The organism is Ectobacillus funiculus (assembly GCF_004138295.1).
GTDB lineage: Bacteria > Bacillota > Bacilli > Bacillales > Bacillaceae_G > Ectobacillus > Ectobacillus funiculus.
The window spans coordinates 21,144-34,213 of record NZ_SCFM01000054.1 but is presented as its reverse complement, the minus strand read 5'-3'; the positions used below and the strand labels follow the sequence as shown (position 1 = coordinate 34,213).

At 40.5% G+C, this 13,070-nt stretch carries 11 protein-coding genes; all 11 read left to right on the top strand.

Annotated features, from left to right (window positions below):
• The first annotated feature begins 32 nt into the window (after positions 1-32).
• The 11 genes from purR (at position 33) to yabN (ending at position 13,063) form a co-directional block, all read left to right on the top strand.
• The gene (purR, locus tag EP737_RS21795; RefSeq protein WP_129730946.1) at positions 33-893 is read left to right on the top strand and encodes a pur operon repressor; all 861 of its coding nucleotides are present in this window, start codon (positions 33-35) and stop codon (positions 891-893) included.
• 50 nt (positions 894-943) lie between these two features.
• Positions 944-1,321 (top strand): RidA family protein, encoded by a 378-nt coding sequence (locus tag EP737_RS21790; RefSeq protein ID WP_129730944.1) that lies wholly within the window; start codon positions 944-946, stop codon positions 1,319-1,321.
• A gap of 263 nt (positions 1,322-1,584) precedes the next feature.
• On the top strand, positions 1,585-1,878 hold the full coding sequence (spoVG, locus tag EP737_RS21785; protein ID WP_129730942.1) for a septation regulator SpoVG: 294 nt from the start codon (positions 1,585-1,587) through the stop codon (positions 1,876-1,878).
• A 414-nt stretch (positions 1,879-2,292) separates the two neighbouring features.
• A complete protein-coding gene (gene glmU / locus EP737_RS21780; RefSeq protein WP_129730941.1) occupies positions 2,293-3,669 on the top strand; it encodes a bifunctional UDP-N-acetylglucosamine diphosphorylase/glucosamine-1-phosphate N-acetyltransferase GlmU in 1,377 nt (458 codons plus the stop codon).
• Positions 3,670-3,687: 18 nt separating this feature from the next.
• Positions 3,688-4,641: a ribose-phosphate diphosphokinase gene (locus tag EP737_RS21775; protein WP_129730939.1), complete on the top strand. Its 954-nt coding sequence runs from the start codon at positions 3,688-3,690 to the stop codon at positions 4,639-4,641.
• 77 nt (positions 4,642-4,718) lie between these two features.
• The gene (gene pth / locus EP737_RS21770; protein WP_129730937.1) at positions 4,719-5,282 is read left to right on the top strand and encodes an aminoacyl-tRNA hydrolase; all 564 of its coding nucleotides are present in this window, start codon (positions 4,719-4,721) and stop codon (positions 5,280-5,282) included.
• A 66-nt stretch (positions 5,283-5,348) separates the two neighbouring features.
• On the top strand, positions 5,349-5,573 hold the full coding sequence (locus tag EP737_RS21765; protein WP_129730935.1) for an anti-sigma-F factor Fin family protein: 225 nt from the start codon (positions 5,349-5,351) through the stop codon (positions 5,571-5,573).
• A gap of 96 nt (positions 5,574-5,669) precedes the next feature.
• On the top strand, positions 5,670-9,200 hold the full coding sequence (gene mfd, locus EP737_RS21760; protein ID WP_129730933.1) for a transcription-repair coupling factor: 3,531 nt from the start codon (positions 5,670-5,672) through the stop codon (positions 9,198-9,200).
• Between the two features lie 148 nt (positions 9,201-9,348).
• Positions 9,349-9,885: a stage V sporulation protein T gene (gene spoVT / locus EP737_RS21755; RefSeq protein ID WP_129730931.1), complete on the top strand. Its 537-nt coding sequence runs from the start codon at positions 9,349-9,351 to the stop codon at positions 9,883-9,885.
• A gap of 125 nt (positions 9,886-10,010) precedes the next feature.
• On the top strand, positions 10,011-11,615 hold the full coding sequence (locus EP737_RS21750) for a putative polysaccharide biosynthesis protein (RefSeq protein WP_129730929.1): 1,605 nt from the start codon (positions 10,011-10,013) through the stop codon (positions 11,613-11,615).
• Positions 11,612-13,063, top strand: a complete 1,452-nt coding sequence (yabN, locus tag EP737_RS21745; protein ID WP_129730927.1) for a bifunctional methyltransferase/pyrophosphohydrolase YabN — start codon at positions 11,612-11,614, stop codon at positions 13,061-13,063. The genes EP737_RS21750 and yabN overlap by 4 nt, the downstream gene beginning before the upstream one ends.
• Positions 13,064-13,070: the final 7 nt, after the last annotated feature.

Sequence of the window (13,070 nt, the reverse complement as noted above, 5' to 3'; positions counted from 1 at the left end):
TGTTTAGAATATTCGTGATTTGAGGTGAGGGTATGAAAACAAGACGTAGTACAAGATTGGTTGATATGACGTATTATTTATTGCAACATCCTCGTCGCTTAGTTTCTCTCACTTTTTTTGCTGAACGGTATCAGTCTGCCAAATCCTCTATTAGTGAGGATTTGGTTATCATTAAGCAAACGTTTGAGCAACAAGGAGTCGGCACGTTGCAGACGATACCTGGTGCAGCAGGAGGAGTAAAGTATATCCCGTATATGAATAGTATAGAGGCGGATGCGTTGATTGAAGAGCTTTGCAGGCAGTTGGCAAATCCAGAGCGTCTTCTTCCGGGCGGCTATTTATACATGACAGACTTATTAAGTAATCCTCGTTATATTAATGGAGCGGGCCGGTTGTTTGCTTCCTTATTTGCGGGTCAGCAGGTTGATGCAGTTATGACAGTTGCGACAAAAGGAATTCCGCTTGCTTATGCAGTAGCAAATTATTTGGATGTGCCTGTAGTGATTGCTCGTAAAGACAGTAGGGTGACTGAGGGGCCTACTGTAAGTATCAACTATGTATCTGGTTCAGCCAAGCGTATCCAAACAATGACTCTTGCGAAAAGAAGTATACCAGAAGGTGCGAATGTCCTCATTGTTGATGACTTCATGAAGGCAGGAGGCACAATTCAGGGAATGATTAGTATGCTGGAGGAATTTCAAGCAAATGTGATTGGGATCGGTGTACTTGTAGAGGCTGATCATATTGAGGAGCGCTTAATTGAGGACTATGTTTCTTTAATCCGTTTATCTGAAGTGAATACGAGAGATAAGGTGATTGAAGTGGTAAAAGGAAATTATGCTCTCCCTGAATTTAAAGAAGAAATGGTATCAGAAGAAGAGATAAAGCTATAAGCTTTATCTTCTTTCATACATACATTTTGAAGAGGGAAAGGTGAGATAATATGAAAATCGTACATACTGTAAAAGCACCGCAAGCAATTGGTCCATATTCACAAGGGATTATCGCTGGAAACATGTTTTACAGCTCAGGACAAATCCCATTAACAGCGGAGGGCCAGCTTGTTACAGGAGATGTGAAAGAACAGACACATCAAGTGTTTGCAAACTTAAAAGCAGTTTTAGAGGAAGCAGGAGCATCATTCGAAAGTGTTGTCAAAACAACAGTATTTTTAAGCGATATGAATGACTTTAATGATGTAAATGAGGTATACGGACAATATTTCTCTGAGCATAAACCTGCACGCTCTTGTGTACAGGTAGCGAGATTGCCAAAAGATGTAGCGGTTGAAATCGAAGTAATCGCTCTCGTGCAGGCATAAAGAAAACTCGCCGACTGGCGAGCCTTGCTCTTGGGCGAAGACAGAGGCGTAGTTGCACTTATACTTTATTCCTAAAATTTCTCGCTACGTCGAGTTTACTTCTAGTTGGGTATTTACAGTTTCTTACAGTGTGGAAAATATAACCATCTTATGTGCCATAACAGTTTATTTTGAAAATTTTTAAAAATTTGAAGGAATAACCAAAAGATTGTGGAATTTATACTCCATATCGCTGATTTATGGAAAAGGGTGGTGAACATAAGATGGAAGTGACTGACGTAAGATTACGCCGCGTAAGCACAGAAGGCCGCATGAGAGCTATTGCATCTATCACACTGGATCATGAGTTTGTAGTCCATGATATTCGAGTGATTGATGGTAATAACGGCTTATTCGTAGCAATGCCAAGCAAGCGCACTCCGGATGGAGAATTCCGTGATATCGCGCATCCAATTAATTCTAATACACGCTCTAAAATTCAGGATGCTGTATTAGCAGAGTATCACCGTTTAGGTGAACTAGAAGAGGTTGAGTTTGAAGAAGCAGGTGCTTCATAAAATAACCAAAAAGTCGAAAAGGCATTTTTGCGTAAGGCAGACTCCTGGAAAACAGGAGTTTGTTTTTATGTTTAGGCGGATAAACAATGGATTTGAAGATATCCCTTATGTATTTTGTCACCTTCTAAGGCTAATGTACGTTTGCTCCACTACAATAAATAGGTTATGCAAATATTGCAGGAGCGTCTGAAGAGATTGAAATGAAACGTAATCCCCATGATAAATTCCTCATCCCTATCTTTTTTTCCCCATAAGCTTTAAGATATGTTTCACTTCTTGAAAAAATAGATAACAATAATACAACAATGGGTAAAAGCTGTGGTAAAATTTAATAGTTGTGCTTCGTTTCTTGAAATAAAAAACGTTTTAGGATAATATTCTTAATGGATAAATAGGTTGTGATGGAGGGTTTATATGTCAAATCGATTTGCGATCATTTTGGCAGCAGGGCAGGGAACGCGCATGAAGTCCAAGTTGTATAAAGTGCTTCACCCTGTTTGTGGAAAGCCAATGGTGCAGCATGTAGTTGAGCAGGTGTCACAGCTGGGCTTGCAAGAAATTGTTACAATTGTAGGACACGGTGCGGAATTAGTGAAAGAACAGTTGGGAGAGCAAAGTAAATTTGCCTTGCAGGCAGAGCAGCTAGGCACAGCGCATGCGGTATCACAAGCTGTATCTTTGCTAGGACAAGAAACAGGAACCACTCTTGTCATTTGCGGTGATACGCCTTTAATTACTGCTGAAACGATGGAAGCATTGTTACAACACCATGAAGAGATGGGTGCAAAAGCGACAGTGTTGACGGCTTATATAGAAGACCCGACTGGATATGGACGCATTGTTCGTAATGATAAAGGATATGTGGAGAAGATTGTTGAGCATAAGGATGCAAGCGATGATGAGAGAAAGCTTCGCGAAATCAATACAGGCACATATTGCTTTGACAATCAGGCATTATTTGAATCGCTTAAAAAGGTTTCAAATGAAAATGTGCAAGGGGAGTATTATTTGCCCGATGTTATTGAAATCTTAAAAAAGGAAGGTTCAATTGTTTCCGCCTACCAAACAGATCGCTTTGAAGAAACATTAGGGGTAAATGACAGAATTGCTCTATCACAAGCAGAAGATATTATGAAAAAGCGCATTAATCAAAAGCATATGATGAACGGTGTTACGTTAATCGATCCTAACAATACGTATATTTCCGCAGATGCAGTAATTGGAAGTGATACAATTATCTATCCAGGAACAGTGATTGAAGGAGAAACAACAATTGGTTCTGATTGTGTCATTGGGCCGCATACAACATTAAAGGATAGTGGAGTAGGAAACGGAACCGCAATTCGTCAATCTACTGTTCACGATAGCAGAATTGGCAACGATGTTGCTATTGGACCTTTTGCTCATATTCGTCCTGATTCTGTAATTGGTAATGATGTGCGTGTTGGAAACTTCGTAGAAATTAAAAAGTCTATCTTTGGTGATGGAAGTAAGGCATCTCATCTTAGCTATATTGGAGATGCAGAGGTAGGCACAGATGTGAATCTTGGCTGTGGCTCCATTACGGTAAACTACGATGGTGAAAATAAGTTCAAAACTGTTATTGGCGATGGTGCTTTCATTGGCTGTAACTCCAACCTTGTTGCACCTGTAACGGTAGGAGAAGGAGCCTATGTTGCAGCAGGTTCAACCATTACGGATCATGTACCTGCAAAAGCGTTATCGATTGCGCGTGCGCGTCAAGTGAATAAGCAAGACTATGTAGAGAAAATGTTACAGAAGAAAAACTAATGTGGAGGGTTCATTTTAATGCCTAATCAGTATTTAAATTCAAACTTGAAGGTATTCTCACTTAATTCCAATAAGGTTGTTGCGGAACAAATCGCAGAGCGAATTGGTGTAAAATTAGGAGAATGCTCCGTAACCCGTTTTAGCGATGGTGAAATTCAGATTAATATTGAGGAGAGCATTCGTGGTTGTGACGTGTTTGTCATCCAATCTACAAGCTATCCGGTAAATGAGCACATTATGGAGCTATTAATCATGATTGATGCTTTAAAACGTGCATCCGCTAAAACTGTTAACATTGTGATACCATATTATGGCTATGCACGTCAAGACCGTAAAGCACGTGCGCGTGAACCGATTACTGCAAAACTTGTGGCTAACCTTTTGGAAACAGCAGGTGCAACTCGTGTAATTACACTTGATTTGCATGCTCCACAACTTCAAGGTTTCTTCGATATTCCAATTGATCATCTTATGGGTGTACCGATTCTTGCTGATTATTTCTCAAAGAAGGAATTAAAGGATGTTGTTGTTGTCTCCCCTGACCATGGTGGAGTAACGCGTGCAAGAAAGCTGGCAGACCGCTTAAAAGCTCCAATTGCAATTATTGATAAGCGCCGCCCTAGACCGAATGTGGCAGAGATTATGAATATTGTTGGTCATATTGAAGGAAAAACAGCTATTCTGATCGATGATATTATTGATACAGCCGGTACCATTACTCTAGCAGCAAATGCTCTTATAGAAAATGGCGCGGCAGAGGTATATGCATGTTGTACACACCCAGTCCTGTCTGGTCCTGCAATCGAACGCATTCAAAACTCCAAAATTAAAGAGCTTGTTGTGACAAATTCAATTTTGCTTCCAGAGGAGAAGAAGATTGAAAAGATCAGGGAGTTATCTGTAGGCCCATTACTCGGAGAAGCGATTATCCGCGTTTACGAAAAACAATCTGTAAGTACATTATTTGATTGATTTTTATATAGCAAGTTAGACGTAACCTGAGACGAGGTTACGTCTTTTCGCATCAAGGATAGAAAGAAGGGAAAAGAATGAAGCTAATTGCAGGACTTGGAAATCCGGGAAGAGAATATGAAGCAACAAGGCATAATATTGGGTTTATGGTAATCGATGAATTGTCAAAGCGTTGGAATATTCCATTAAATCAACAAAAATTTAAAGGAATATTCGGGTCCGGTGTCGTAAATGGGGAGAAGGTAATCTTATTGAAGCCGCTCACGTACATGAATTTATCTGGAGAAAGTATTCGTCCACTTCTTGATTACTATAAAATTGAAGTTGCTGACTTCATTGTACTGTATGATGATTTAGATTTGCCAGTTGGAAAGCTGCGGTTACGTACAAAGGGAAGTGCCGGTGGACATAATGGAATCAAGTCTACGATTGCGCACTTAGGGACGCAGGAATTTAATCGCATTCGGATGGGGATTGATCGTCCAAAGCACGGCATGAAGGTTGTGGACTATGTACTAGGACGATTTGCAGCAGAAGAAATGTCAGAGGTACAACATTCTATTCAAAAAAGTGCTGATGCATGTGAACAATGGTTATCTGCACCTTTTTTACAAGTTATGAATACCTTTAACGGACAATAAAGGACGAATAATTCTACGCCATTTCATCCATACTAGTAATAATTGCAAAAAGTTCAGGAGGATGGCATGAACGCCCATTATTATTGTCGTTATTGTGGATACAAGGTTGGCTCCATTGAAGGAGAAGAAGCACAGGAAATGGTTTTAGGGAATTTAACAAATGAAGAACAGTTAGAAATGACACACTTCGATGAAAATGGGAATTTATTTGTAAAAACCATTTGCGAATCGTGTCAGGATACTTTGCAGCATAATCCACATTATTATGAATACGACACATTTTTGCAATAAGCTTTGGCTTGTCCAAAGCATTTTTCTGTTTGCTATTTGCAAGTATGCTGCATAAAAATATATTAACTTGCTCTTTTGTCGAGAGGGGTTTTGACGATGATAGGATTATTGGAGAGCTTTTATGAAAGTAAGGAGGTTCAGTCTGTTTTAAATGGATTGAACGAGGGATTGAAAGAACAGTTAGTGTCCGGGATGTCTACGTCTTCCCGTTTGCTGCTTTCAGCTGCATTATATAAACAAAAAAAGCGTACGCAGCTTATTGTAACGCACAATTTATATCAGGCACAAAAGGTTTATGAGGATATGGTATCCATTTTGGGTGAAAATGAAGTATGGCTATATCCTGTTAACGAGTTGATTGCTTCAGAGATAGGAGTAGCGAGCCCGGAATTAAAAGCGCAGCGAATCGAGGTACTCAACCATCTTGTTCAGAATGAGCCTTCTATTGTAGTTGCACCTTTAGCTGGTTTGCGCCGTTTTCTTCCTGCAAAGGAACTTTGGGCGCAGCAGCAAATTGAATTAAGGGTCGGCGAGGAAGTCGATTTAGAGCATATGGCTCGTATTCTAGCTTATATGGGCTATGAACGAAAATCGATGGTGGAGGCGCCCGGAGACTTTAGTATTCGCGGTGGTATTCTAGATTTATACCCGCTTACTGAGGAACTACCAATTCGCCTCGAGTTTTTTGATACAGAAATTGATTCTATTCGTACGTTTACAGTAGAAGATCAACGTTCTCAGGAGAAAGTTTCAGCTATTTCCTTTGGACCAGCAACAGAATTTATATTTGCCGATGAAGAGCTTCGTCAAGGAACGATGAAGCTAGAACAGGAATTAACGAAGACAGTTAAAAAGCTTAAAGATGAAAAGCTGAAGGAGCTGCTAGTAGAAACAGTTACTCATGAGTTGGAAAAGCTAAAGAATGGACAAATAATTGAACAAATGTTTAAGTATCTGTCTCTTTTTTATCCACAGCCTGCTAGTCTTATAGACTATTTGCCGGATACGGGTATTGTGATACTAGATGAAATCTCACGCATTCAAGAAACTGCAGATCAGTTAGAGAAGGAAGAAGCGGAATGGTATATAGCGCTGCTTGAGGAAGGAGCTATTGTACAAGATTTAGCTTTTTCTCATGATTTCACAAAGCTTCTGCAGCAGCGGGATCGCAGCTTTTTATATTTAACTCTATTCCTTCGTCATATTCCTCATACGCACCCACAAAATATCGTCAATGTAACATGTAAGACCATGCAGGATTTTCATGGTCAAATGAATCTATTTAAAGCAGAGATTGACCGGTGGAAAAAGAGCCATTCCACTGTTGTGATATTAGGGGCAAATGAAGAAAGAATGAAGAAGCTTGAGAAAATTTTGAATGATTATGAGATAGATGTTGATGTTCTACCAGATTCTGTGCAGCTTATTCCAGAACGTATACAGATTGCCAGGGGCGATCTTCATGCGGGATTTGAACTGCCAATGCAAAGGCTTGCGGTCATTACCGAGAAGGAGCTTTTTAATAAAAAGGCGAAAAAGCCGCAGCGCAGACAAAAGCTCTCTAATGCTGAGCGTATTAAGAGCTATTCCGAATTGAAGGTTGGAGATCATGTTGTCCATGTAAATCACGGTATCGGTAAGTTCTTTGGTATTGAAACTCTAGAGATTAACGGTGTGCATAAAGATTATTTGCATATTAAATATCAAGGAAATGATAAGCTGTATGTCCCAGTTGAGCAAATTGATCAAGTGCAGAAGTACATTGGTTCAGAAGGAAAGGAACCAAAGATTTATAAGCTGGGTGGAACAGACTGGAAGCGTGTTAAAACAAAGGTAGAGAAATCGGTTCAAAATATCGCTGATGATTTAATTAAGCTGTATGCTGAGCGTGAAGCATCAAAGGGCTATGCCTTTTCTCCAGATGCGTTAGAGCAGCGCGAGTTTGAGTCCTCTTTCCCATACCAAGAAACAGAGGATCAGTTGCGTTCAATCACTGAGATTAAAAAAGATATGGAACGCTCCCGCCCTATGGATCGCTTATTATGTGGCGATGTTGGCTATGGAAAAACAGAAGTTGCTATTCGGGCAGCATTTAAAGCCATTATGGATGAAAAACAGGTGGCAATTCTTGTTCCGACAACTATTTTAGCGCAACAACACTATGAAACAATTCGAGAGCGTTTTCAAGATTATCCCATTAATATTGGTGTGCTAAATCGATTCCGCACACGAAAGCAGCAGAACGAAACAATGAAAGGGTTAAAGGATGGAACGATAGATGTTGTAGTAGGGACGCATCGTCTTTTATCCAAGGACATTATCTTTAAAGATTTAGGTCTTCTGATTATTGATGAAGAGCAACGCTTCGGTGTAACGCACAAAGAGAAGATTAAACAGATGAAAGCTAATATCGATGTCTTAACGCTAACGGCAACACCAATACCGCGTACGCTTCATATGTCGATGCTGGGTGTTCGTGATTTATCCGTTATTGAGACACCTCCGGAGAACCGCTTTCCAGTTCAAACATATGTAGTAGAGTATAATCCTGCCCTAATTCGAGAAGCAATCGAACGGGAGCTGGCCCGGGATGGTCAAGTATACTTTTTATATAATCGTGTAGAAGATATTGAGCGGAAAGCAGAAGAGATTTCCATGCTTATCCCTGATGCACGTGTAACCTTTGCTCATGGAAGAATGAATGAAGGTGAATTGGAATCAGTCATGCTTGCATTTTTAGATGGTCAATATGATGTTCTTGTTAGTACCACGATCATCGAAACAGGAGTTGATATTCCAAACGTAAATACGCTAATTGTGCAGGATGCTGATCGTATGGGGCTATCACAGTTGTATCAGCTACGCGGTCGCGTAGGTCGTTCTAATCGTGTTGCGTATGCGTATTTTACGTATAAGAAGGATAAGGTGTTAGCGGAAGTAGCAGAAAAACGATTACAAGCTATTAAAGAATTTACAGAGCTTGGGTCGGGATTTAAAATTGCAATGCGTGATTTGTCTATTCGTGGTGCCGGGAACTTGTTAGGTGCAGAGCAGCATGGTTTTATTGATTCTGTTGGTTTTGATTTATACTCCCAAATGCTGAAGGAAGCGATTGAACAACGAAGAGGCGATACGGGAGAACAGCCATACTTTGATGTAGAGATAGATCTTGAAGTAGATGCTTACCTTCCGGATACGTACATTTCCGACAGCAAGCAAAAAATTATGATGTATAAGCAATTTAAGGGGATATCCTCTATAGAAGATATTGAAGGGCTTCAAGAGGAAATGATAGACCGCTTTGGCGATTACCCGCAGCAGGTTGGCTATTTACTGCAAATTGCCTTGATCAAGGTGCTTGCTGCACAGGAGCGTATTGAGTCCATCAAGCAGCTAAAGCAGCAGGTAACCCTTTTGTTCTCTGAACAGGCAACTCAAACTATAGATGGTGGAAAGCTCTATATGCTAAGCAGCAGTCTTGGAACTATGACTCATCTTGGCATGGAGGGATCAAGGTTAAAGGTAATCATCGATGTAAAAGGTATTGAGCCATCTAGATGGCTGACGATTACAGAGAATTTACTGCGAGGTTTGCCCAATGCGAAAAAAGAAGTTGTAAATGCTTGACTAAAGAAATAAAAAATGCAATTCGACGTGCATAGAACCTTCACAGTGAACAATACTATGCTTAACAGTTGGTGATTTTTACATGAAAAGGAGAAGATAGAACAAATCACCACTTTTATCATCAAGTAGAAAGTGAGGCAGCATTAGAATGAAAGCAACTGGCATAGTACGTCGAATTGATGATTTAGGTAGAGTAGTTATTCCAAAAGAAATTCGTAGAACCCTTCGCATTCGTGAAGGAGACCCATTAGAGATTTTTGTGGACCGCGATGGAGAAGTCATTTTGAAAAAATACTCTCCAATCAGTGAATTGAGTGATTTTGCAAAGGAATATGCAGATGCATTATATGATAGCTTAGGACATACAGTATTAATTTGCGATCGTGATACTATTATTTCGGTTTCGGGCGTTTCCAAAAAAGAATATTTAAATAAAAATATCGGTGACTTAGTTGAAAAGGTGATGGATGATCGAAATTCCGTTGTAATGACAGATGAAAGTGAAATTTCCATCGTAGACGGGATAAAAGAAACTGTTACATCCTATACGGTTGGACCCATCATTGCAAACGGCGATCCAATCGGTGCAGTCATCATTCTCTCTAAAGATAAAGTTATTGGAGATGTTGAGCAGAAAGCTGTTGAAACAGCAGCGAGCTTTTTGGCAAAGCAGATGGAGCAGTAGGAAAAAAGGCAGCATGTCGCTGCCTTTTTTTGCTATGATAATTTACACTTTAGGAAGTTGTGAATTCCCCGTTTGCCAAGTTGTGATATATAATACGTAAGAGCCTGGCAAAGAAGGAGATTTTTATGAAAGCCAAAAAATATTCTGCCTTTTGGCACGGTGCAGTTATTTTGACAGCAGCGGGTTTAATTACAAAAATTTTAAGTGCATTTTATCGAATTCCTTATCAAAATATTGCGGGAGATATTGCATTTTATACATATCAGCAAGTATATCCGATATATGGTCTTTGTCTTACTTTTGCAGTATACGGCTTTCCTGCCGTAATTTCTAAAATGATTGCTGAACAGAAGGAGGATGGAAAGGAGGAACGAGTGAGAGATATCCTTTCTATTTCCTTTTGGCTCTTGACACTACTTTGTACCATCGTGTTCCTATTCTTGTTTGCTGCGTCCCATTTTGTTGCACGAATGATGGGAGATGAGCAGCTCTACAAGATTGTACGAGTTGCATCCTTTTGCTTTTTATTTATGCCATTCATCTCTATGGTGCGGGGATATTTTCAAGGCTCGTATAATATGCTGCCAACCGCTGTCTCACAAGTAACTGAACAATTGCTCCGTGTGTCTACAATTGTTTTGTTATCATTGTATTTTGTTGCAAACGATTTTGATGTATATACAATTGGGGCAGGTGCAATGTTTGGGTCAGTAGTTGGGGGAATGGTCAGTGCTGTGGTGTTATGGCTATTTCTACGTCGCAATTTGCAGCATGTCCTCTTTCGCCGGTGGAGCAGCATTTCTAAAAAGGGAATGATTATGAGGGCGTTATTTTGGCAAGGGATCACAATTTGTGTTAGCAATCTTGTTCTGATTGTTATGCAATTTGTTGACTCTTTGACAGTGTACAATATGTTGATCGGAGCAGGAGAATTTGCGGATAGGGCAAAAGTAATAAAAGGGATATACGATAGAGGAATTCCGCTTGTACAGCTAGGCACTGTTGTTGCCACTTCTTTTTCATTGGCACTTATTCCTGTGATGACGGAAGCGCGGCGGAGAAAAGATACAGCACTCATTAGAGGCAAACTCCGTCTTGCTGTAAAGGTTACACTTGTCATTGGACTAGGAGCATCTGTTGGTCTTGCTTGCATTATAAAGCCAACAAATATAATGCTGTTTGAAAATCAGGCAGGCTCTGACCTGCTGGCCATTTTAGGGTTTTCGATCTTATTTAGCGCCTTGGCCATTACATCTGCAACTGTTTTGCAAGGACTAGGGTATACAGCGGCTCCTGCCCTCTTCACACTGGTTGGTGCTGTTGCGAAATATGCGGCAAACATTATTCTCATTCCTGAGCTAGGAGTAAAAGGAGCGGCGGTTGCGACTGTTATTTCATTAATGCTGATTGTCATACTAAATTTCTTTCTTCTTGCTCGTGTGGTTTGCACTTCTCTTATAGAGTGGTTTGCTCTTATTAGGATAGTGCTTTCTTGTGGGGCTATGGCTCTTTTTTTAATGCTCTATTTATTTATTGTAGAGTCTGTATTTCCAGGAGCGAGTCGCAGTGGGGCATCAGTTGAAGCTATTGCAGGAGCAGTACTCGGTGGATTGGTGTATCTTATTTTTCTTGTGAAGCTTCATGTTTTTACGGAGGAAGAACTCGGTGCATTGTTGCATCGTAGAGAGATTTCATTTCAAAAGAAAATGAGAAAGGAGAAGGGTGCATGATTACAATTTTAGGACTTGGTGCCGGAGAGTTAGAGCAGCTTACGCTTGGCGTATATCGAAGCATTCAGCGAGCATCGCATCTTTACTTGCGCACAAAGGAGCATCCCGTTGTTAAGGACTTAGAGGAGGAAGGAATTGCATATACATCCTTCGATGATGTATATGAGGCACACGATTCCTTTGAACAGGTATACGAGACAATTGCGGAAACATTACTTACAAAGGCAAAGGAGCAGGAGATTATCTATGCTGTTCCTGGGCATCCCCTCGTAGCAGAACGGACGGTACAGCTTTTATTGGAAAAGGGCCAGGCTGCTGGTATTCGCGTAAGAGTAGAAGGAGGACAAAGCTTCCTAGATCCTTTATTTGCGAGCCTGCAAATTGACCCGATTGAGGGGTTTCAGCTTGTAGATGCGACGTCCTTTGAGAGAGGACAATTGGAATTGCGTCATCATCTTGTATTCTGTCAGGTATATGATGCATTTATTGCCTCAGAGGTAAAGTTAACATTGATGGAGATGCTTCCCGATGAATATGAGGTATACATTGTAACTGCTGCGGGTACATCCTTTGAGAGTTTAAAAAAGGTGCCTTTGCATGAATTAGATCATGAAGCGGAATTAAATAATTTAACGAGTGTATATGTTCCGCCTGTTAAAGAAAAATCTGTACTGTATCAACAGTTTGACGTGCTGCGCAGCATTATTGCAGAGCTCCGTGGCCCAAATGGCTGTCCGTGGGATAAGGAGCAGACGAATGTTTCGTTAAAGAAATATTTAATTGAAGAGGCGTACGAGCTTCTTGATGCAATTGATGAGGAAGATGATGACCATATTGTCGAGGAACTTGGAGACGTTTTACTTCAGGTACTGCTGCATGCACAGATTGGAGAGGATGAAGGCTGGTTTTCTATCGATGATGTGATTCGCACATTATCAGAAAAAATGGTTCGTCGTCATCCGCACGTGTTTGGCAGTGTAGAAGCAACGACTGCTGATGAGGTCCTAGCAAACTGGGAAGAAATCAAAAACAACGAAAAGGATCGTGTGAAAGAATCTGTTTTATCGGGTATCCCAAAAAGCTTGCCGCAGCTGCTGCAGGCCTATGAATTACAGAAGAAAGCTGCAAAGGTTGGATTTGACTGGGATGATGTAAAGCCGATGATAGAAAAGGTAAGTGAGGAATGGAATGAATTTCAGCAGGAACTGGGAGAAATGAATGAAGAGAGAATGGTCTCTGAATTCGGGGATATATTGTTTGCGTTTGTAAATATTGCCCGTTACTACAAGATTAATCCGGAAGAGGCCGTGCATGCAACAAATCGCAAGTTTTTGAAACGTTTTTCCTACATAGAGATGAAGACAGCAGAAGTGAACAAGGATATGAAGTCATGTACGCTTGAAGAACTGGATGCACTTTGGGAAGAAGCAAAAAGCAAAGGAATATAAGCAGGAG